Below are 20,812 nucleotides of genomic sequence, written 5' to 3'. Positions count from 1 at the left end.
TTCCGCCCTTTCGGTGGCGCGGCGGGCCGTTATCGGCTTCGGTGAAGGTATGGACTTCACCCTCGAAGTGATCCCGCTGCCCGTGACGGACATCGACCGCGCCCGGGACTTCTACCGGGACAAGGTCGGCTTCCACGTCGACATCGACCAGGAGGTGATGCCGGGGATGCGGATCGTCCAGCTGACGCCCCCGGGCTCCGGCTGTTCGGTCGCCCTCGGCGACAGCATCTGGGAGATGACGCCGGGCCCCACGCCGGCTCCCGGTTCCTACCAGGGGCTCCAGCTGTGCGTCGCCGACATCAAGGCGGCCCACGCGGAACTGGTGGGCCGCGGCCTGGAGGTCTCCGAGCCGGTGCAGTACGCGCCGGACGACGGCGCCACGTTCATGTACTTCACGGACCCGGACGGCAACGGCTGGGCGATCCAGGAGTACCGGCGCCGGGAGACGGAGCCGCTGCACCAGGTGCTGGCGGACCTGAAGCGGCAGCGGTAGCACCCTCCCCAGGGGCTGACGTCAGCCCGTCTCGCGCCAGCGGTTGGTGATCGGCAGGCGGCGGTCCTTGCCGAAGCCCTTCGCGGAGATCTTGGTGCCCGGCGGGTACTGGCGCCGCTTGTACTCCGCGGTGTCCACCATGCGCAGCGTCCTGGTCACCAGCTCCCGGTCGTACCCGGCGGCGACGATCTCGTCCGCGCCCCGGTCCTGGTCGACGTACAGCGCGAGGATCGCGTCGAGCACCGGGTAGTCCGGCAGGGAGTCCGTGTCGACCTGCCCCGGGCGCAGTTCGGCGCTCGGGGGCTTGGTGATCGAGTTCTCCGGGATCGGCGGGGTCCGGCCGCGGTCCCGGGCGGCGCGGTTGCGCCACTCGGCCAGGCGGAAGACCGACGTCTTGTACACGTCCTTGATCGGGCCGTAGGCGCCCACGGAGTCGCCGTACAGCGTCGAGTAGCCCACCGCCAGCTCCGACTTGTTGCCGGGCGCCAGGACGATGTGGCCCTCCTGGTTGGAGATCGCCATCAGCAGCGTGCCGCGCAGGCGCGACTGGAGGTTCTCCTCCGCGAGGCCGGTCAGGCCGAGCGAGCCCATGTACGCGTCGAACATCGGCTCGATCGCCACGGTGCGGTAGTTCAGGCCGGTGCGCCGGGCCATCTCGGCCGCGTCGTCCTTGGAGTGCGCGGAGGAGTACTTGGACGGCATCGACACGCCGTACACGTTCTCCGCGCCGACCGCGTCGCAGGCGATCGCCGCGACCAGGGCGGAGTCGATGCCGCCGGACAGGCCGATCAGCACCGAGCGGAAGCCGTTCTTCGTGACGTAGGCGCGCAGGCCGGTGACGAGGGCCGAGTAGACCTCCTCGTCGTCGTCCAGCCGCTCGGCGTGCGCGCCGGTCAGCTCGGGCTCGTAGGCCGGGACCGGCTCCTCGGACAGGACGACCCGGTCGATGCGCAGCCCGTCGTCCACCACGCCGGCCGGCGCCGCCGCGGCCGCGGCCGGCAGGTCCAGGTCGAGCACCATGCAGCACTCGGAGAACTGCGGAGCCCGCGCCACGACCTCGCCGTCGGCGCCGACCACGATGGAGTCGCCGTCGAAGACGAGCTCGTCCTGGCCGCCGGTCATGGCGAGGTAGGCGGTGGTGCAGCCGGCTTCCTGGGCGCGCTTGCGGACCAGTTCCAGCCGGGTGTCGTCCTTGTCGCGTTCGTAGGGCGAGGCGTTGACCGAGAGCAGCAGCCCGGCCCGCGCCGAGCGGGCGGCGGGCACCCGGCCGCCGTCCTGCCACAGGTCCTCGCAGATGGCGAGGGCGACGTCGACGCCGCGCACCCGCAGCACCGGCATGGTGTCGCCGGGGACGAAGTAGCGGAACTCGTCGAAGACGCCGTAGTTCGGCAGGTGGTGCTTGGCGAAGCTCAGCACCACCTCGCCGCCGTGCAGCACGGCCGCCGCGTTCTGCGGGGCGCCGGCCGGCTGGCCGTACTTCGGCTGGGCGGTCGCCGAGCGGTCGAGGTAGCCGACGACCACGGGCAGGTCGCCGAGGCCCTCGTCGGCGAGGCGGGCCGCGAGGGAGCGCAGACCCGCGCGGGAGGCCTCCACGAAGGACGACCGGAGGGCCAGGTCCTCCACGGGGTACCCGGTCAGCACCATCTCCGGGAAGGCCACCAGGTGGGCTCCCTGCTCGGCGGAGTGCCGGGTCCAGCGGACGACCGACTCCGCGTTCCCGGCGATGTCGCCGACGCTCGAGTCGATCTGGTTCAGGGCGAGTCGTAGCTGAGGCACACGGCCAGTGTAATCGTCAGACCGACGCTATGGGGGGTGATGCCGGTTCCGGCCTCGGCGTCATGCCCCCGGCTTCGCGCCGCGCTGCGCCAGCAGGTCCGCCATCAGCCGGATCTCCGACTCCTGCGACTCCACCATTCCCCGGGCCAGCCGCTTCTCCACCCCGACCGTGCACTTGCTGACGCAGCCCTCGGCCATGTGGACGCCGCCCTTGTGGTGCTCGGTCATCAGCTGGAGGTAGTAGACCTCGGCCTGCCGGCCGCTCAGGCCGGCCAGCTTCGCCATCTGGGCGTCGGTGGCCATCCCGGGCATCAGCGAGCCCTCCCCCGCCGACGGCATGTCGCCCATGCCCATCCAGGTCATGGGCGGGTCGGACGACACCTTCGGCAGCCCCCACAGGTCGAGCCAGCCGATCATCATGCCCCGCTGGTTGGCCTGGGTCTGCGCGATGTCGTAGGCGAGCCGCCGCACCTCCTCGTCCTCGGTGCGGTCGCGCACGATGTACGACATCTCGACGGCCTGCTGGTGGTGCACCGACATGTCCCGCGCGAACCCGGCGTCCGCCGAGTCCGCGGACGGGGTGCCGGCGCCGCCGTCGTCGCCGGCGACCGCGTAGGTGATCGCACCGGCCGCGACGAGCGCCGCCGCGGCGGACCCCGCGATCCATCCGGCCCGCCTGGGTTTCACTGCGACAGCCCGTTGGTGCACGCGGCCCCCGGCTCGGGGGTCTGCTCGCCCTGGACGAACTTCTCGAAGAACTTGTCCACGTTCGGGTCGTCGGCGCCGGTCACCGTGCGCTGGTGGCCCCAGGCGGACAGCACGATCGGGTCCTTCTGCTTGTCGTCGGGGCTCATCAGCGAGTACGGCGTCTTCTTGACCTTGGCGGCCAGCTTCTCGACGTCGGCCTTCGGCGCCTTGTCGGTGTACGTCACCCAGACCGCACCGTGCTCCAGCGAGTGCACGGCGTTCTCGTTGTTCAGCGGCTTGGTGTAGACGTCGCCGTCGCAGTTCATCCAGACCTGGTTGTGGTCGCCGCCGACCGGGGGCTCGACCGGGTACGTCACCTTCTGGGCGACGTGGTTGCGGGAGAGGGTGCCCTGCCAGGTCTGCACGCCGTCCTCGCCGGCGACGAACTTGCCGGAGGTCTTGGAGTCCGTGGCCGCCGTGTCGTCGGAGTCGTCGGACTGCGAGCGGACGAGGACGACACCGCCGACGACGAGACCGACGACGACCACGACGCTGATCCCGATCGTGAGGATCCGGTTCCGGCGGTCGCGGGCCTCCTCGGCGCGTCGCATCTCCGCTATGCGTGCCTGCCGCGCCGTGTTGCTGCTCTTCTTGGCGGAACCCATGGGGTGTGCCCTTCTGGGAAAACGGGGGGCGGTGAGTGCGCTGATCGTAATGGTGAGGGAGGGGTATTTCGTAGGGTGGTCACGTGATCTGACGCGGCGGGGCCGCAGGAATGGCCCGATCGAACACGCGGCCTCTACGCTGCGGGTGAGCGGTACACGCGGTCCGGCCCCCGTTCAGGCCGGGGCCGGCCGGCCGATCAAGGTCCGCAACGCGTACGAAACGGTGCTGTGGTGTGATGCTCAGGTGCCCGACCGCCTTCCCCCTCACCGGAGACAGGCGGCCTGACCAGCAAGGATGGGGAAGCGGAAGATGGACAAGCAGCAGGAGTTCGTGATCCGGACGCTCGAGGAGCGCGACATCCGGTTCGTACGCCTGTGGTTCACGGACGTGCTGGGCTTCCTCAAGTCCGTGGCCGTGGCCCCGGCCGAGCTGGAGCAGGCCTTCGACGAGGGCATCGGCTTCGACGGCTCGGCGATCGAGGGCTTCGCCCGGGTCTACGAGTCCGACATGATCGCCAAGCCGGATCCGTCGACCTTCCAGATCCTGCCCTGGCGCGCGGAGGCGCCCGGCACGGCCCGGATGTTCTGCGACATCCTCATGCCGGACGGTTCGCCGTCCTTCGCGGACCCGCGCTACGTCCTCAAGCGCGCCCTGGCCCGCACCTCCGACCTGGGCTTCACCTTCTACACGCACCCGGAGATCGAGTTCTTCCTGCTGAAGGACAAGCCGGTCGACGGCTCGGTGCCGACGCCCGCCGACAACTCCGGGTACTTCGACCACACCCCGCAGAACATCGGCATGGACTTCCGCCGCCAGGCGATCACGATGCTGGAGTCGATGGGCATCTCGGTGGAGTTCTCCCACCACGAGGGCGCCCCCGGCCAGCAGGAGATCGACCTGCGCTACGCGGACGCGCTGTCCACGGCCGACAACATCATGACGTTCCGCCTGGTCATGAAGCAGGTCGCGCTGGAGCAGGGCCTGCAGGCCACCTTCATGCCGAAGCCGTTCTCGGAGTACCCGGGCTCGGGGATGCACTCGCACCTCTCGCTCTTCGAGGGCGACCGCAACGCCTTCTACGAGTCGGGCGCGGAGTACCAGCTCTCCAAGGTCGGCCGCTCCTTCATCGCGGGCCTGCTGCGGCACGCGGCGGAGATCTCGGCGGTCACCAACCAGTGGGTGAACTCGTACAAGCGCATCTGGGGCGGCAGCGAGCGCACGGCGGGCGCGGGCGGCGAGGCCCCGTCCTACATCTGCTGGGGCCACAACAACCGTTCGGCGCTGGTCCGCGTCCCGATGTACAAGCCCGGCAAGACCGGCTCGGCCCGCGTCGAGGTCCGCTCCATCGACTCCGGCGCCAACCCGTACCTGACCTACGCGGTCCTGCTGGCCGCGGGCCTCAAGGGCATCGAGGAGGGCTACGAGCTCCCGCCGGGCGCCGAGGACGACGTGTGGGCCCTGTCCAACGCCGAACGCCGCGCCCTGGGCATCGAGCCGCTCCCCCAGAACCTGGGCGAGGCCCTGGCCCTGATGGAACACAGCGACCTGGTCGCCGAGACCCTCGGCGAGCACGTCTTCGACTTCTTCCTGCGCAACAAGCGGCAGGAGTGGGAGGAGTACCGGTCCCAGGTGACGGCGTTCGAGCTGCGCAAGTCGCTGCCGGTGCTGTAGCGCTCCGCTGGGGGGCGGGTCCGGGGGCGTTCCCGAAAATCCCTCGGACCTGCACACCGTTCATCGCACGGTCACGCGGACGGGGCGGGGCGGTGGCGGGCGGGGGCGGCTGCGCGCATCCCCGCCCCGGTGAGGGCTCCCCCACCGGCGGAAAGCGTGAAGACGGGGGCTCGTTCCCTGACCGCATGCACACACCGGTGAACGCTCAACAACCCGCGGACGATGGGTTGTTCGTCAGCATGCTTTGATCAGCACGCGGCATCCCGGTGATCGGTTCCGGACTCCCCGATCCGGAGCTCGGGCGTGCCCGCTCCACCGCTCCGATTCTTTCGCGCGAAGGGAAGACCTGCCATGAATCTCGTCCCCCAGGTCGAAACGGCTGAACTCTCCGACACGGACCTCGACCAGGTGTCCGGCGGCCATGTCGGCCTCGACGCCGGCGCGGCCGTCTTCACGGCCGGCGGTGGCGTCGCCGCGGGCCTGTACGCGGAGGCCGGCTCGGTCTCCGCCTGCGCCGGTCTCGGCGTGACGCTCGGCGGCGGCGCGGCGCACGGCCAGGCGCGCACCATGAGCATCTGAGTCACAGCCCCGAAGTACGCCGGGCCCCGGACCACCGCGTCCGGGGCCCGCTCAGTTCGCGCCGGTACCGGCCAGGAACCCCTCCCACGCCCGCCGGGTGACGGCGAGGCGGGGACCGTCGGGGCGCTTGGAGTCACGGATGTGGACGGTGGCGGTCGCGGTGGCTATGGCGACCTCGATGCAGTCGTTGCCGTCTCCGCTGCTGCTGTAGCTGCTCTTGAACCATGCCGGAGCCGGGGCTTCTGGGGTCGCAGGAGTGCGAATCATGACTCTCCAAGCATCTGCTCGATGACGGCCCGCGACTCTCGGGGCGTGAGAGCCTGGGCCCGGATCATGCCATAGCGCAACTCGAGGATCCTCAGCTGCTTCGGGTCGGTCACCGGCCGCCCGGCGAACGCCCCCTCTGAGCGCCCCACCGCAGTGCCGTCGGGGAACTTCAGCACCTCGATCAGCCCGCCCGTCCCGACGTGCTCCTCGCAGTCGGTCGGCATCACCTGAATCGATACGTGCCGCAACTCCCCCAGCTCCAGCAGGCGTTCGAGTTGCCGACGCCACTCCATTCTGCCTCCGACCGGGCGGCGGAGCGTCGCTTCCTCCTGGACGAAGCTGAGGGCGGGCGCCGGCGACCGCTCGAAGACCGAGCGGCGGGCCAACCGGGCGGCAACCATGCGCTCGGTCTCCTCTTCCGTGTAGGCGGGTAGCCACGCATCGAACAACGCGCGCATGTGGGCTTCGGTCTGGAGCAGGCCGTGGACGTTGTGGGTGCTGTACAACCCGATCTCGACCGCACAGGACTCCAACTTCGCCAGTTCCCGGACGCGCTTCGGGTACCGGACCTTCGCGACGTCCTCCCACATGGCGGTCAGCAGCCCGCCCGCCCCCAGCACCTCGTCCGCCTTCTCCAGGTACTCCCGCCGGGGAATCCGCTTCCCGCCCTCGATCTTGTAGACGAGGTCCTCCCCGTACCCCACCGCCGCCCCGAAGTCGCCCGCCCGCATCCCCACCGCCTCGCGCCGCAGCTTCAGCTGCCGTCCGACGGTGGCAATGACCGCCACGCCCCACTCGTCGTCCGGGTCGACTTCCCACCCCGGCTCGTCCGTCCCGCCGTCCACCGACATCCGCACCCCTCCGCCGTACGCGTCGCATCGCGACGCCGCTCACGGTAGGCGGGCGGGCCCGGGCGGACGAGGTGGTCGGCGCTCCCGGCACGCGAACGGGTGACCGACGGCTTTCAGCTGCGGGCGATCTCCAGCAGCGACGTCAGGATCGCCTCGGCGTGCGTCCACAGCACGGCGCCGCCGATGCCGGGGACAACCCGGCGGTGGGCCTGGGGCAGGCGAGTGGCGAGCAGGGCGCCCTTGTCGGGCGAGTGACTCGTGTCCTGTTCGCCGTACCAGATGTCCACCGGCACGGTGATCGCGTCGAGCGTGAACGGCCACCGGCCCATGGCGAGGACGGTGTCCCGGGCGTATCCGGCTCCGGCGCCCTGGGTGAACCCCTCGGCCAGGGCACGGCGGTACGCGGTCGAGAACTCGGGGCCCCGGTAGACGGCGAGGTCGCAGACGGGGCTGCCTCCCATGACCAGGTCCCACATCGCCTCCGCGTCGAAGCCCGCGAAGAACTCCTCGGTGGCGGCCGGGTCCCGCACGGCCCGCTCGGTCAGGGCGCGCAGCTCCGCGGGCAGGGCGGCGGCGAACTCGGGGGCCGCCACCTCGTCCGCGGCCGAGACCAGGGACAGCGCGCAGGCGACTCCGGCCTCCGCGCAGGCCAGCGCGAACGGGGCGCCCTGGGAGTTGCCGACCACGGCCGGGCGGCCCAGGCCGCGCAGCGCGCACAGGGCGCGCACGTCGGCCGCGAAGTCGGCGAAGGTGCGGCCGGGAGCGGGCGTGGAGGCGCCCAGTCCGGGACGGTCGACGGAGATCAGGCGGACGCCGAGCGCGTCGACGACGCCCGCGCCGAAGCCGAGCCGGCGGCTCGTGGCCGCCCCGGGGCACAGCAGGACGGGCACACCGTCCCGAGGGCCCCACTCGGCCCAGCCGAGCAGGCGGCCGTCCGGCAGGCGCGTCTCACCGAGGCGGGCGGGATCGGCGGTGAAGGCAGCCATGGTCGGCATCATGCAGCGGGGCGGAGCGCCTCCGCACGGCCTTTTCCGTCGACCCGGCGGACCGCACGCCGGCCTCCCGTCACCGGGCCCGCCCAAGGGCCGCAGGCAGGCGTCACCGTCGTACCGTCTCCGCCACTCCCGGCACGTGCCCCGCGACCACGCGCTCGCGGCCGACGGCCGCGGCGGCGGCCCGGCGGTCCACCGTGTGGGCCGTGGCCGCGACCGCCAGGCCGAGGACGGCCAGGGCCGCGCCCGCCAGGGCCGGGGACGTGGTGCCGAAGCCCGCCGCGAGGGTGAGGCCGCCGATCCAGGCGCCGCCGGCGTTGGCGAGGTTGAAGGCGGCCTGGTTGGCCGAGGAGGCGAGGGAGGGGGCCGCGGAGGCCTTCTCCATGACCATCAGCTGCAGGGGCGAGCCGGTGATGAAGGCGGCCATGCCGAGCAGCGCCACGGCGAGGGCCGCCGTGACCTCCGTGCGCATCAGGAGGGGGAAGAGCGCGAGGACCACGACCAGGGAGGCGAGGCCGCCGAAGAGCGTGCCGCGCAGGGAGTGGTCCGCAAGGCGGCCGCCCAGCAGGTTGCCCGCGGTGGCGCCGACGCCGAAGAGGGCCAGCAGCAGGGTCACGCTCGCGTCGGCGAAGCCGGCCGCGTCCGTGAGCATCGGCGTGATGTAGCTGTAGGCGGCGAAGAGCGCGCCGAAGCCGGCGACCGTGGTGCCGAGGGCCAGCCAGACCGGCAGGGAGCGCAGGGCGGCCAGTTCGCCGCGCAGGCCCGTCGTCGGGGCCGGGGCGTGGTCGCGCGGGATCAGCGCCGCGAGGGCCGCTATCGCCGCGACGCCGATCGCGCTGACGCCGAGGAACGTGGCCCGCCAGCCGAGCTGCTGGCCCATGGCGGTGGCCGCGGGGACGCCGACGATGTTGGCGACCGTCAGGCCCAGGAACATCAGGGAGACGGAGCGGGCCTTGCGTTCCGGTGCCACCATGCCGGTGGCGACCACCGCGCCGACGCCGAAGAAGGCGCCGTGCGGCAGGCCGCTGACGAAGCGGGCGGCGAGCAGGGAGACCTCGCCGGGGGCGACGGCCGACAGCGCGTTGCCCGCGACGAAGAGGACCATCAGGGCGATCAGGACCGTGCGGCGGGACATCCGCGCGGTGGCCGCCGCGAGCAGCGGGGCGCCGATGACGACGCCGAGCGCGTACGCCGAGACCAGGTGTCCGGCGGTGGGGATCGAGATGTGCAGGTCGTCGGCGACATCGGGCAGCAGGCCCATCATCACGAACTCGGTCGTGCCGATGCCGAAGGCGCCCACGGCGAGGGCGAGCAGGGCCAGGGGCATGAAGGGTCTCGCCTTTCGAGAGCGGAGGTGTGCGTACGGGAGGGGACTGTCGTATGTTCCCGTACGGAACAAAGACTCTCAGGGCGAGTATTCCGGCGGCGAATCTCAGGAAGCCGTTGTGTCGACCTTCACACGCGCGGCGATCGGCAGATGGTCGCTGCCGGTCTCCGGGAGGGTCCAGCTCGTCTCCGGTTCGACGCCCGTGACGAGGATCTGGTCGATGCGGGCCATCGGGAAGGACGCCGGCCAGCTGAAGCCGAAGCCGTCGCCCGCGGCGCCCTGCGGGGAGCGCATCTGGGAGGTGATCGCGGTGAGCGCGCGGTCGTTCATGGTGCCGTTGAGGTCGCCGAGCAGGATCTTGCGGGGCAGCTTCTCGTCGGCGATGGCCTCGCCGAGGGCGTCGGCGCTCTTGTCCCGCTGCCGGGCGGTGAACCCGGCCTCCAGCTTCACCCGGACGGAGGGCAGATGGGCGACGTACACGGCGACCGGCCCGGAGGGGGTGGCCACGGTGGCGCGCATCGCGCGCTTCCAGCCCAGCCGGATGTCGACGGCCTTCACGTCGCTCACCGGGTACGTGCTCCACAGCCCGACGGTGCCGACGACCGCGTGGTGCGGGTACTTCGACTCCAGCGCCTTCTCGTACGTGGGCACGGCGGACGCCTTCAGCTCCTCCAGGGCCAGCACGTCCGCGCCGGCGGCGGCCACGGCACGGGCGGTGCCGGCCGGGTCGGCGTTGTCGGCGTTGACGTTGTGCGTGGCCACCGTGAGGTCACCGCCGGCGCCGGTCTTGTCGAAGAGCAGGCCGCCGAAGAGATTCAGCCACACGCTCACCGGCAGGACGAGCGCGATCAGCGCCGTCGCCGACTTGCGGACCAGGGCGATCACCAGCAGCACCGGGATCAGCAGGCCGAACCACGGCAGGAAGGTCTCGGTGAGGCTGCCGAGGTTGCCGACGGCGTTGGGGATGTGCGAGTGCGCCGCCATGACGACGGCCAGGACGACGGCCACCGCGGCCGTGATCAGGCCCCGGCGCCAGATCCGGCGGTCGCCGCGCCAGCCGGTGGCCACCCGGTCGAACAGGCGCCGGAGCCCGGGGCCCCGACGCTCGGGTCCCGAGCCGCCGTTGTCCGTCTCCGTCATGTACGCCTGCTGCGCCATACCGCCGCCTCACTGCCTGCCGTGCATACCGTCGCCCCCCGTGTCTCAGCACCCTAGGGGATGATCGGTTCCGTTCATGCCGTCCCATGACGGCCGTACGGGCACGAGGACGTACGAGTCGGCGTCCGGAGTTCCGAACACGGGTGGAACCAGGGGGCTCTGTGACAGAACGCGCACATTCGCGCCCTACGGGCGGGGCGGGCCGACGGGGCGCAGACCGCCGAGCAGCGTGTCGACGATCTGCGTGGCGAGGTCCTCGGGGAGGTCGCCCTCCGGGCGCATGATCGCGCGGACCAGCATGGGGCCGACGACGATGTCGTGGAGCAGGTCCAGGTCGACGTCGTCGCGCAGTTCACCGTTGTCGCGGCCGCGGCGCAGTATCTCGATGCCGAGTCTGCGCCGCGGGAGGATGACGGTGTCGTGGTAGGCCGCCCAGATCTTGGGGCTGGACTTCATCTGGGCGTACACGCTGTGCAGGATCGCCGACCGGGTGGTCAGGCCGCGCTGCCGCAACGACTCCAGGATGACGATCAGGTCGTCCCGCATCGAGGTGCCCGGCAGGACCGGGTCCTCGGGCTCGGCGGCCCGCACCACGTCGACGAAGAGCTCCTCCTTGCCGCTCCAGCGGCGGTAGATGGTGGCCTTGCCGACGCCGGCCGTGCGCGCGATGCGCTCGACGGAGAGCTCGGCGAGCGGGACACCCTGCTCCAGGAGCTCCAGCACGCCCTCGATGATGGCGCGCTCGACGGCCTCGCTGCGGGGTCGCCCCCGCGCGGGGAAGCCGTGTGGCGAGCGGTTGTCGAGGGTCACGTGCCGGGTCCTTCCGCCGGTGCTCGGACGATTGTCCCTGGTGTGCGGCGCTACTACTCCATCGTGGCCACCGGCTCCCGTTCCCGCTCGGGCGACTCGGGCCGCGGGGTCCGGCCCGGCAGGTACACGGCCACCACGACCGCGCCGAGCACGGCGACACCCGCTCCCCACAGGGCGGTGACGTGCATGGCGTGCAGGAAGGCGTCGTGGGCCGGGCCGACCAGGGCCTCGCCCCGGGGGCCGAGCTTCTCGGCGACGCCGAGCGTGGCCTCGATGGACTCGCCGGCGGTGTGGCGCAGGCCGGCCGGGACGTGGCCGAGGTCGCCCTCGATGCCGTTGCGGTAGGCGGTGGACAGCACGGAGCCGAGGACGGCGATGCCGAGGGCGCCGCCGACCTGGCGGAAGGTGTTGCTGAGCGCGGAGGCCGAGCCGGCCTTCTCACGGGGCAGGGCCTGCATGATGACGACGCTGGTCGGCGTCATGATGTGCGCCATGCCGGTGCCCATGAGGAAGAAGTAGACCTCCAGCAGCCAGACCGGCGTGTCCGCCTCCAGCGTGGCGAACGCGGCCAGCATCGCGGCGATGAGCACCATCCCGGCCGTGGTCGTGGCCCGGTTGCCGAAACGGTCGACGAGGAGGCGGGCCCGGGGGGCGAAGATCAGCTGCGAGGCGGCCAGCGGCAGCATCAGCAGACCGGTCTCCAGCGGCGAGAAGCCGAGCACGCTCTGGGTGTAGAAGACGGAGAAGAAGGTCACGCCCATCAGCGCGAAGAAGACCAGCGCGATGGCGGCGATCGCGGCGGAGAACACCTTGTTGCGGAAGTACGTGACGTCGATGGACGGGTGGTCGCTGCGCTTCTCGTACACGACGAAGGCCACGAGCACGGCGAGACCCGCGCCGCTCGTCGCCAGCACGGTCGCGTCCGTGAAGTCGGCGAGCTGACCGCCCTTGATGATGCCGTAGACCAGCAGGACGAGGCCGACGACGGACAGGACGACGCCGACCGGGTCGAGGCGGCCGGGGTTCGGGTCGCGGGAGTCGGGGACCAGCCACAGCATCAGCGCGAGGGCCAGGACCACGATCGGCACGTTGACGAGGAAGACCGAGCCCCACCAGAAGTGGTCCAGGAGCAGCCCGCCGGTGATGGGACCGATGGCGATGGCCAGGCCCACGCCGCCGGCCCAGATGCCGATGGCCTTGGGCTGTTCCTCACGCTCGAAGACGTTCATGAGGACGGCGAGGGTGGCGGGCATGACGAAGGCGGCGCCCAGGCCCATCACCGCACGGAAGGTGATGAGCTCGCCGGGCGAGCCGGAGAAGGCGGCCAGGGCGGAGCCGATGCCGAACACGGCCAGGCCGCCGAGCAGGACCTTCTTGCGGCCGAGCCGGTCACCGAGCAGACCGGCGGTGAACAGCAGGCCGGCGAAGACGAGGGTGTAGGCGTTGATCGCCCACTCCAGCTCGCTCTGGGTGGCGCCCAGGCCGGTGGGCTCGGGGGTGGAGATGGTCTTGATGGCGACGTTCAGGATCGAGTTGTCGAGCACCACGATCAGCAGGCTCAGCATGAGCACGCCGAGGATGGCCCAGCGGCGCCGGTGCACCTCTTCCGGTATGCGCCGGGAGGGAGAGTCGGCAGGAGTAGTCATGCCGTCAAGCCTAGGATCTTTAGTATACGAGACCGTTCCGTATCGTAATTTCTTACCGAGCTCTTACATCGGCCCCCGCCCCGGCCCCATGACACCCGGCCGATCCCGGTCGTAGGACGCGTGGCGAGGGTCCCCTAGCCGTCCGGCGGCACGAGGTGCCACCATGGGAGGGATCCGGGGACGCCGTCAGGGCGCCTCGAGATGACATGAAGGAGCCGTTGCCATGACGCAGCTTTCGGCTGCCCAGACGCCTCAGGCCAAGCCCGCCGACGGCGGCAGGGCGTTGTACGGGGGCAAGAGCACCCGCCGCATCACCGTCCGGGACATCACCGCCGCCAAGGAGCGCGGCGAGAAGTGGCCCATGCTCACCGCCTACGACGCGATGACCGCGTCCGTCTTCGACGAGGCCGGCATCCCGGTCATGCTCGTCGGCGACTCGGCGGGCAACTGCCACCTCGGCTACGACACCACCGTGCCCGTCACGCTGGACGAGATGATCATGCTCTCGTCCGCCGTGGTCCGGGGCACCAGCCGCGCCCTGATCGTGGCGGACCTGCCCTTCGGCTCCTACCAGGAGGGCCCGGTGCAGGCGCTGCGCTCGGCGACCCGGCTGGTGAAGGAGGCCGGGGCCGGGGCGGTCAAGCTGGAGGGCGGCGAGCGCTCGCACCGGCAGATCGAGCTGCTGGTGGAGTCCGGCATCCCGGTGATGGCGCACATCGGTCTCACCCCGCAGTCCGTCAACGCCATGGGCTACCGGGTGCAGGGCCGCGGCGAGGAGGCCGCCCAGCAGCTGCTGCGCGACGCCAAGGCCGTGCAGGACGCGGGCGCCTTCGCGGTCGTCCTGGAGCTGGTGCCGGCCGAGCTGGCCGCCGAGGTGACGCGCACCCTGCACATCCCGACCGTCGGCATCGGCGCGGGTCCGGAGACGGACGCCCAGGTGCTGGTGTGGACCGACATGCTCGGGCTGACCGGCGGACGGGTGCCGAAGTTCGTGAAGCAGTACGCCGACCTGCGCCAGGTCATGGGCGACGCGGCGAAGTCGTTCGCCGAGGACGTCGTCGGCGGAGCGTTCCCGCAGGAGGAGCACTCCGTCCACTGAACCACCGCGGTACGACACCGGCCCCGCCGATCTTCCCCCGTCGGCGGGGCCGGTGCTTTCCGCTCCCCGGCCGGCGCCGCCGCGGTCGTTGTCGGTGGGATGTCCGTGCTGTCGGCGGAATGTCGGTGGTTTGTCGGCAGCGCCTGACACTGTCGTCGGCATGAAGCGAATCGACAACACCCCCGAGGCCGCGAACAGCGCGGTCACCGTGCGGGGGCTGGTCAAGCACTACGGCGAGACCAAGGCGCTGGACGGCGTCGACCTGGACGTGCGCGAGGGCACCGTGATGGGCGTGCTCGGGCCGAACGGCGCCGGCAAGACCACCCTCGTCCGCATCCTGTCCACCCTCATCACCCCCGACGCCGGGCAGGCGCACGTCGCCGGCTACGACGTCGTACGGCAGCCGCGGCAGCTGCGGCGGGTGATAGGGCTCACCGGGCAGTACGCGTCCGTGGACGAGAAGCTCCCCGGCTGGGAGAACCTCTACATGATCGGGCGGCTGCTCGACCTGTCCCGCAAGGACGCCCGCGCCCGTGCCGACGAACTGCTGGAGCGGTTCTCGCTCACCGAGGCCGGCAAGCGCCCCGCGGCCACCTACTCCGGCGGCATGCGGCGCCGCCTCGACCTGGCCGCCTCCATGATCGGGCACCCGGCCGTCCTCTACCTGGACGAGCCCACCACCGGTCTGGACCCGCGCACCCGCAACGAGGTGTGGGACGAGGTCAAGCGCATGGTCGGCGACGGTGTCACCGTGCTGCTGACCACCCAGTACATGGAGGAGGCCGAGCAGCTCGCCTCCGAGCTGACCGTCGTCGACCGCGGCAAGGTCATCGCGAAGGGCGGCATCGAGGAGCTGAAGGCGAAGGTCGGCGGGCGCACCCTGCGCGTCCGCCCGGCCGACCCGGCGCAACTGCGGCCGCTCGCCGGGTTCCTGGACGAGATGGGCATCACCGGGCTCGCCAACTCCACCGTGGACACCCAGCGCGGGACCGTCCTGGTGCCGATCCTCAGTGACGAGCAGCTGACCGCCGTGGTCGGCGCGGTCACCGCGCGCGGCATCACCATCGCCTCCATCACCACCGAACTGCCCAGCCTGGACGAGGTCTTCCTGTCGCTCACCGGCCACCGCGCCAGTGCCCCGCAGGACGCCGCGCCCGTCACCGACGCCCGCGAGGAGGTCGCCGTATGAGCGCCGTCACCACCACCGCCACATCCGCTCCCGACGCCCGGATCTCGCTGCGCGGGCACCTGCGGCACACCGGCGCGCTGGTCCGTCGCAATCTGCTGTGGATCCGGCAGGACCCGGAGTCGATGTTCGACGCCATCCTGTTCCCGGTCATCTTCACGCTGCTGTTCGTCTACGTCTTCGGCGGCTCCATCGGGCAGTCGCTCGGCGGCGGGCAGCAGGCGTACGTGCAGTACGTCGTGCCCGGTCTGATGGCCATGATGGGCATGAACATGGCCCAGGGCGTGGGCACCGGCTTCAACCAGGACTTCAACTCCGGTGTCATGGACCGCTTCCGGTCCCTGCCGATCGGGCGCGGCTCCGTGCTGTTCGCCAAGATCGCCGTGGAGCTGCTGCGGATGCTGTTCGCCACCGTGGTGCTGCTGATCGTCGGTGTCCTCGTCGGCTTCGACATCACCAACTGGGCCGGGCTGCTGGCCTCCGTGGGGCTGTCGGTGCTGTTCGGCTCGGCCCTGATGTGGATCTTCCTCACGCTGGGCGTGATGATGAAGAACGCCCAGTCCGTGCAGGCGATGGGCTTCCTGGTGCTGATGCCGCTCCAGTTCGGCTCCTCGATCTTCGCGCCGACGCAGTCGATGCCGGGCTGGCTGGAGGCCTTCACGGACTACAACCCGCTGTCCAGCCTCGCCGACGCCGCGCGCGGCCTGATGGTGGGCGGCCCCGTCGCACACGACCTGTGGATGACGGTGGGCTGGTCGGTGGCGCTCACCGCGGTGATGGCGCCGATCGCGATCCACAAGTTCCGTACGAAGGCCTGACGCGGGTCAGACCAGGGCACCGGCCTCCTCCACGGAGAGGCCGGTGCCCTCGGCGTACGCGGCCTCGTAGGCCTCGGTGCCGAGTACGTCACGGACCCGCTCCACCGCCCGGACGTGCGCGTCCCGCTCCAGGCCCATCGCGACGTGGTCCGGCGGCACCGCCGCGTCGGCGGCACCGATGCAGCGCGCGGCGTCCACGGCCCGGCGCCCGCCGTCCAGCCGGGCCATCGCCATCGCGGCGATGGTCAGGAACCCGGAGCGCATGTGCGGGGCGATGGCCGCGGACATCGGGTCGTCGGCCCGTTCCAGCGATTGCCGGATCTTGGCCAGGCACTCCTCGTGGCGGCCGTCCAGCGTGGCGAGCCAGGCCTCCGCGGCGAGGATGAAGGCGTCGAAGACGACGAAGTGGGAGATGGAGAAGTTCTCGCGCAGGAGCCGCAGCTCCTCGCGGGCCTCGGCGGTCCGGCCGGTCATGCCGAGCCAGCCGGCGAGGTAGAGCCGGGCGGCCGGCATGGCGCCGCTGTGTCCCGTCCCCTCCGTCCGGGCGATCACCGCGCGCAGCATGGGCTCGCCCCGCTCGGCGTCGCCCGCCTCCAGCAGCACGCTGCCGAGCCGGGCGTCCAGGATGTCCACCTGGGCGTGCGCGCCGAGCCGTCGGGCGAGTTCCGCGGCGGCCTCGTAGGAGGCGGCGGCCCGCCGGTACTCGCCCTGGCGTTCCTGGGCCTCGGCGCGCGCGGACAGGGCCTCGGCGGTGCCCCAGGCGTCACCGAGGCGGCGGTAGATCTCCAGTGCCTCGTCGGCGTCCCGGGCAGCGTCGCCCGCCCAGTCGGTGCGGTTGGCGAGCATCTGGGCGCGCATCTGCAGCGCGCCGGCCAGCTCCCAGTCGAACCCCGGCGTCTCGCGGCAGGTGCGCACCGCGGCGTTCATGATCTCGTGCAGCCGGTCCATGTCGCCGGAGAGCATCACCGCGAAGAACCAGAGCAGGCCGGGAGGGGTGCAGGTCTGCGGCATGCCGGGTTCGTAGGTCCCGGCGATGGCGCGCAGTTTCCGCTGGGCCCGCGGACTCTGCCAGGCGTCCAGCTCGGTGTCCATGCAGGCGAGGTGGGCCAGGTGGACGCCGCGCCGGGCCTCGGCGAGCACCTCGCCGGCCATCGGGGGCGGGGCGGACGTGCATCGCTCCCACACCGGCTCGGCGCGCCGGACCGGCTCGCCGAACGGGTCCGGGCCGAGGGCCATGACCTCGCTGAACCAGTTCCGGGCCTCCACCCGCAGGTCGCGCATCTGCCAGTACCAGACCAGCGACAGCGCCAGGCTCAGCGCCTCCTGCTCGTCGCGCTCGGCGATGGCGTGGCGCAGGGCGGTGCGCAGGTTCTCGTACTCGCGCTCCAGCCGCTCGATGGCGGGCAGCTGCTCGGGGCCGCGCAGCAACGGGTCGGTGGTGCGGGCGAGTTCGCGGTAGTACGTCAGGTGCGCGCGCTCAGCGGCGGGCCGGCCGCCGGCCTCGTCGAGGCGCTCCCCGGCGTACTCCGCGACGGTCTCCAGGAGCCGGTAGCGCATGCCGTCGCTCCCGGACGGCGCGGCCACGACCAGCGACTTGTCGACGAGCGAACCGAGGGCATCCAGGGCGGCGGGCCCGCACACGGCCTCGGCGGCGGTGAGGTCGCAGCCGCCCGCGAAGACGGACAGGCGCCGCAGCACGTCCCGTTCCTCCTCGTCGAGCAGGTCCCAGGACCAGTCGACGACCGCGCGCAGCGTCTGCTGGCGGGGCAGGACGGTGCGGCTGCCGGAGGTGAGCAGGCGGAAACGGTCGTCGAGGCGGTCGGCGATCTGGCGCGGGGTGAGCATGCGCAGCCGGGCGGCGGCCAGTTCGATGGCGAGCGGCAGGCCGTCGAGGCGGCGGCAGATCTCCGCGCAGGCCGCCGCGGTCTCCTCGTCGGCGTCGGGGCGGAAGCCCGGGCGGGCGGCGGCTCCCCGGTCGGCGAGCAGCCGCAGCGCGGCCGGCTCGGGCAGCGGCTCGACCGGGCGCAGCAGCTCCCCCGGTACACCGAGGGGTTCGCGGCTGGTGGCGAGGACGGTCAGGTGGGGGCAGCGGGCGAGCAGTTCCTCGGCGAGGCGGGCGGCGGCGTCGACGACGTGCTCGCAGTTGTCGAGGACGATCAGCATGCGGCGCCGGCCGCAGTGCTCGACGAGGCGCTCCACGGCGGTGCCCTGGCGGTCGGTCGCGGTGACGGCCCGCATCTCCTCGGCGCCGGCGCCGTACAGCACGGTCTCGCGGGCGCCGAGGGCGGTCAGCACGGCCTCCGGTACGGCGCCGGGGTCGTCGACGGGGGCGAGTTCGACCAGCCAGGCACCGTCCTGCGCCGAGTCCCCGGCGCCCTCGGCGGCCTCCTGCGACAGCCGGGTCTTCCCGGCGCCGCCGGGCCCGAGCAGGGTGACGAGCCGCGCGGTCGCCAGATCGGCGCGCAGCGCCTGGATGTCGGCGTCCCGCCCGACGAACGAGGTGAGCCGGGCACGGAGGTTGCCCCGGGGGCGCAAGCCGGCCCCGGCGTCAGGGGGCTTCGGCGCGCTGGGGCGGGCGGCCGCGGGCGTCGCGGGGCCGGCGGGCGTCGTACGGCCGGTGGGTGCCGACGCGGGGGTGGGTGCCGCGGAGCCGTCATGCGTCGCGGGGCCGGCGAACCCGGCGGGGTCGGACGGCACCCCAGCGCCGGGATGCGCCGCGGAACCAGCGGCCCCCGCAGGACCGGCCGGTGTCGCGGACCCCGGGTGCGGGGCGGAACCGGCGGACCCCGCGCGGTGGGTGACCCCCGGGGGCCACCGGGAGCCGGGGTGTGCCGCGGAACCGCCCGCGGCCCGCGTGGGATCGAGCAACTCCCCGTGCAGCGCCCGCAGCTCGGGCCCCGGGTCGGTGCCGAGGCGGTCCGCGAGCAGGCGTCGTACGCCCTCGTAGGCGGCCAGCGCCTCCGCGGTGCGGCCGGTGTCGCGCAGGGCGCGCAGCCGCAGGGCCTGGAGGGACTCGTCCAGCGGGTGGCCGTCGCACAGCGCGGTCAGCCCGGGCAGGGCCTGCTCCGCCTGCCCGAGGTCCAGGGCGGCGGCGTGGCGGGCGCGCAGGACGTCCAGGTGCCGGGTCTCCCAGCGGGCCGCCTCGGCGGTGCGGTCGGGCAGGTCGGCGAGGGCGGGGCCGCGCCACAGGGCGAGGGCGTCGTCGAGGAGTTCGGCCGCCTTGTCCGGGTCGCCGTCGGCGAGGGCGCGGGAGCCCTCCCCGGCCAGCCGGTCGAAGCGGTGCAGGTCGATGTCGTCGGGGACGGCGGTGAGCCGGTAGCCGCCGTCGGCGGAGGCGACCGCGTCCGCGCCCAGCGCCCGGCGCAGCCGTCCGACCAGTGCCTGGAGGGCGCCCGGCGCGTCGGCGGGCGGGCCGTCGCCCCACACCTCCTCCACCAGCAGCCCCACGGGCACGGCGCGGCCGGGCCTGAGGGCGAGCACGGTCAGCAGGGCACGCAGCCGCGCCCCGCCGACGGGGACGGCCGTGCCGTCGGGGCGGAGTGCCTGGGTGGTGCCGAGGATGCGGTAGCGCACGGGGTCCATTGTCCCTGGTGTCGTCGGGGCCGGTCACGGGGTTTGTCCGGTGCGGCGCGGCAGCGCCCGGCCGGGGCCTCGCCGTACACGTGCCCCGCCGGGTACGGTCGGGCAGTCCCCGTGCCCCGCGGGTCCCGCCGTGCGTACGCAAGTCAGTCAGGGAGTCCCATGACCGCCGCCACCACCCGTCCCAGCGACCGGCGGATCAGTCCCGTGTTCCTGGGCATCCTGGCCGTCATGGCGGTCACGGGGTGGGCCACCTGGACCGGGTTCGCCGAGCAGCCGGGCGTGGCCGTGTTCCTGTTCGTGACGGCCGCCTGGATCGTCTCGCTGTGCCTGCACGAGTACGCGCACGCGCGCACCGCGCTGCACAGCGGCGACATCTCGGTCGGCGCGAAGGGCTATCTCACGCTGAACCCGGTGAAGTACACGCACGCGCTGCTGAGCATCGTGCTGCCCGTGCTGTTCGTGATCATGGGCGGGATCGGTCTGCCGGGCGGTGCGGTGTTCATCGAGCGCAACCGCATCCGCGGGCGCTGGCGGCACAGTCTGATCTCGGCCGCCGGTCCGCTGACGAACGTGCTGTTCGCCGCCGTGTGCACGGCCCCGTTCTGGCTGGACGCGCTGGACGGCGTGCCGCGCGACTTCCGGCTCGCGCTCGCCTTCCTCGCGCTGCTCCAGGTCACGGCCGCGATCCTGAACTTCCTGCCGGTGCCGGGACTGGACGGCTACGGAGTGATCGAGCCCTGGCTGTCGTACGGCGTGCGGCGGCAGGTGGAGCCGTTCGCGCCGTTCGGACTGCTGTTCGTGTTCGCGCTGCTGTGGCTGCCGGCGGTCAACGGCGTGTTCTTCGACGCGGTCGACGCGATCCTGCGCGGGCTGGGGATCAGCGACTTCGACTCGTACTGCGGCTTCGAGCTGTACCGGTTCTGGCAGACCGACGAGTTCTGCTCGGTCAGTTAGCGACCGACTCGCGGCGCGGGGTCCGGCCGCGCTTGACGTAGTACCAGCACATGTTGGACGACACGCCCGTCAGCAGCACCCAGACGACGCCGATCAGCACGCTGCCCTGCACGAAGGAGACGACGGCGGCGACCACGGCGAGCACGCAGACGATCAGGGCGTAGACGGCGAGGCGGGGCATGGGCGGGGCTCCTGTCGGGGGACACGTGCGGGTACTGCGGATACGGCCGGCAGACGCGCACCGGCGCCC

At 72.4% G+C, this 20,812-nt stretch carries 19 protein-coding genes; 7 read left to right on the top strand and 12 right to left on the bottom strand.

The features are described from left to right. Positions 1 to 49 precede the first annotated feature (49 nt). Positions 50 to 493, top strand: a complete 444-nt coding sequence (locus IEZ05_RS01580; RefSeq protein WP_189228112.1) for a VOC family protein — start codon at positions 50 to 52, stop codon at positions 491 to 493. A 21-nt stretch (positions 494 to 514) separates the two neighbouring features. Here IEZ05_RS01580 and IEZ05_RS01575 read toward each other — a convergent pair whose 3' ends face one another. The 3 genes from IEZ05_RS01575 to IEZ05_RS01565 are packed head-to-tail and all read right to left on the bottom strand — an operon-like array spanning position 515 to position 3,621. After that, positions 515 to 2,269 (bottom strand): NAD+ synthase, encoded by a 1,755-nt coding sequence (locus IEZ05_RS01575; RefSeq protein ID WP_189228111.1) that lies wholly within the window; start codon positions 2,267 to 2,269, stop codon positions 515 to 517. Positions 2,270 to 2,329: 60 nt separating this feature from the next. Further along, positions 2,330 to 2,956 carry a DUF305 domain-containing protein gene (locus IEZ05_RS01570; protein ID WP_229869550.1) on the bottom strand — a complete coding sequence of 209 codons (627 nt, stop codon included), beginning with the start codon at positions 2,954 to 2,956 and terminating at the stop codon, positions 2,330 to 2,332. Beyond that, positions 2,953 to 3,621 carry a DUF3105 domain-containing protein gene (locus IEZ05_RS01565; protein ID WP_189228110.1) on the bottom strand — a complete coding sequence of 223 codons (669 nt, stop codon included), beginning with the start codon at positions 3,619 to 3,621 and terminating at the stop codon, positions 2,953 to 2,955. The genes IEZ05_RS01570 and IEZ05_RS01565 overlap by 4 nt, the downstream gene beginning before the upstream one ends. A gap of 310 nt (positions 3,622 to 3,931) precedes the next feature. Between IEZ05_RS01565 and glnA the strand changes: the two genes are divergently transcribed. Together glnA and IEZ05_RS01555 are read left to right on the top strand one after the other, a co-directional pair. Beyond that, complete coding sequence (glnA, locus tag IEZ05_RS01560) at positions 3,932 to 5,293, top strand: type I glutamate--ammonia ligase (RefSeq protein WP_189228109.1); 1,362 nt, start codon at positions 3,932 to 3,934, stop codon at positions 5,291 to 5,293. Between the two features lie 351 nt (positions 5,294 to 5,644). Continuing rightward, positions 5,645 to 5,872 (top strand): hypothetical protein, encoded by a 228-nt coding sequence (locus IEZ05_RS01555; RefSeq protein WP_189228108.1) that lies wholly within the window; start codon positions 5,645 to 5,647, stop codon positions 5,870 to 5,872. A 51-nt stretch (positions 5,873 to 5,923) separates the two neighbouring features. Here the strand turns inward: IEZ05_RS01555 and IEZ05_RS01550 are convergent, their stop codons facing one another. The 7 genes from IEZ05_RS01550 to IEZ05_RS01520 all read right to left on the bottom strand — a co-directional run bounded on the left by IEZ05_RS01550 (position 5,924) and on the right by IEZ05_RS01520 (position 12,923). Continuing rightward, the gene (locus IEZ05_RS01550) at positions 5,924 to 6,139 is read right to left on the bottom strand and encodes a DUF397 domain-containing protein (protein ID WP_189228107.1); all 216 of its coding nucleotides are present in this window, start codon (positions 6,137 to 6,139) and stop codon (positions 5,924 to 5,926) included. Next, the gene (locus tag IEZ05_RS01545) at positions 6,136 to 6,990 is read right to left on the bottom strand and encodes a helix-turn-helix domain-containing protein (protein WP_189228106.1); all 855 of its coding nucleotides are present in this window, start codon (positions 6,988 to 6,990) and stop codon (positions 6,136 to 6,138) included. Before IEZ05_RS01545 ends, IEZ05_RS01550 begins: the two co-directional genes overlap by 4 nt. A gap of 113 nt (positions 6,991 to 7,103) precedes the next feature. Further along, complete coding sequence (locus tag IEZ05_RS01540; RefSeq protein WP_189228105.1) at positions 7,104 to 7,976, bottom strand: alpha/beta fold hydrolase; 873 nt, start codon at positions 7,974 to 7,976, stop codon at positions 7,104 to 7,106. 112 nt (positions 7,977 to 8,088) lie between these two features. Continuing rightward, positions 8,089 to 9,309, bottom strand: coding sequence for an MFS transporter (locus tag IEZ05_RS01535; RefSeq protein WP_189228104.1), 1,221 nt, complete (start codon positions 9,307 to 9,309; stop codon positions 8,089 to 8,091). 105 nt (positions 9,310 to 9,414) lie between these two features. After that, positions 9,415 to 10,467 carry an endonuclease/exonuclease/phosphatase family protein gene (locus tag IEZ05_RS01530; protein WP_189228103.1) on the bottom strand — a complete coding sequence of 351 codons (1,053 nt, stop codon included), beginning with the start codon at positions 10,465 to 10,467 and terminating at the stop codon, positions 9,415 to 9,417. A gap of 186 nt (positions 10,468 to 10,653) precedes the next feature. Further along, on the bottom strand, positions 10,654 to 11,277 hold the full coding sequence (locus IEZ05_RS01525; RefSeq protein WP_189228102.1) for a TetR/AcrR family transcriptional regulator: 624 nt from the start codon (positions 11,275 to 11,277) through the stop codon (positions 10,654 to 10,656). A gap of 53 nt (positions 11,278 to 11,330) precedes the next feature. Then, entirely contained in the window at positions 11,331 to 12,923 is a 1,593-nt protein-coding gene (locus tag IEZ05_RS01520; RefSeq protein WP_189228101.1) for an MFS transporter, read from the bottom strand. 223 nt (positions 12,924 to 13,146) lie between these two features. Between IEZ05_RS01520 and panB the strand changes: the two genes are divergently transcribed. From panB to IEZ05_RS01505, 3 genes are all read left to right on the top strand, one after another. Further along, complete coding sequence (panB, locus tag IEZ05_RS01515) at positions 13,147 to 14,022, top strand: 3-methyl-2-oxobutanoate hydroxymethyltransferase (protein WP_189228100.1); 876 nt, start codon at positions 13,147 to 13,149, stop codon at positions 14,020 to 14,022. A 160-nt stretch (positions 14,023 to 14,182) separates the two neighbouring features. Further along, entirely contained in the window at positions 14,183 to 15,211 is a 1,029-nt protein-coding gene (locus IEZ05_RS01510) for an ATP-binding cassette domain-containing protein (RefSeq protein ID WP_189228099.1), read from the top strand. Further along, positions 15,208 to 16,026 (top strand): ABC transporter permease, encoded by an 819-nt coding sequence (locus IEZ05_RS01505; protein WP_189228098.1) that lies wholly within the window; start codon positions 15,208 to 15,210, stop codon positions 16,024 to 16,026. The genes IEZ05_RS01510 and IEZ05_RS01505 overlap by 4 nt, the downstream gene beginning before the upstream one ends. 6 nt (positions 16,027 to 16,032) lie before the next feature. Here IEZ05_RS01505 and IEZ05_RS01500 read toward each other — a convergent pair whose 3' ends face one another. Beyond that, positions 16,033 to 19,608 carry an AfsR/SARP family transcriptional regulator gene (locus tag IEZ05_RS01500; RefSeq protein ID WP_189228097.1) on the bottom strand — a complete coding sequence of 1,192 codons (3,576 nt, stop codon included), beginning with the start codon at positions 19,606 to 19,608 and terminating at the stop codon, positions 16,033 to 16,035. A gap of 159 nt (positions 19,609 to 19,767) precedes the next feature. Between IEZ05_RS01500 and IEZ05_RS01495 the strand changes: the two genes are divergently transcribed. Next, entirely contained in the window at positions 19,768 to 20,562 is a 795-nt protein-coding gene (locus tag IEZ05_RS01495) for a site-2 protease family protein (RefSeq protein WP_189228096.1), read from the top strand. Here the strand turns inward: IEZ05_RS01495 and IEZ05_RS01490 are convergent. Beyond that, entirely contained in the window at positions 20,555 to 20,743 is a 189-nt protein-coding gene (locus IEZ05_RS01490; protein ID WP_189228095.1) for a hypothetical protein, read from the bottom strand. The two genes, IEZ05_RS01495 and IEZ05_RS01490, sit on opposite strands and share 8 nt — an antisense overlap. Between the last annotated feature and the right edge of the window lie 69 nt (positions 20,744 to 20,812).

Source organism: Streptomyces flaveolus (assembly GCF_014648815.1).
Taxonomy (GTDB): Bacteria; Actinomycetota; Actinomycetes; order Streptomycetales; family Streptomycetaceae; genus Streptomyces; species Streptomyces flaveolus.
This window is presented reverse-complemented; position numbering and strand designations above follow the sequence as displayed.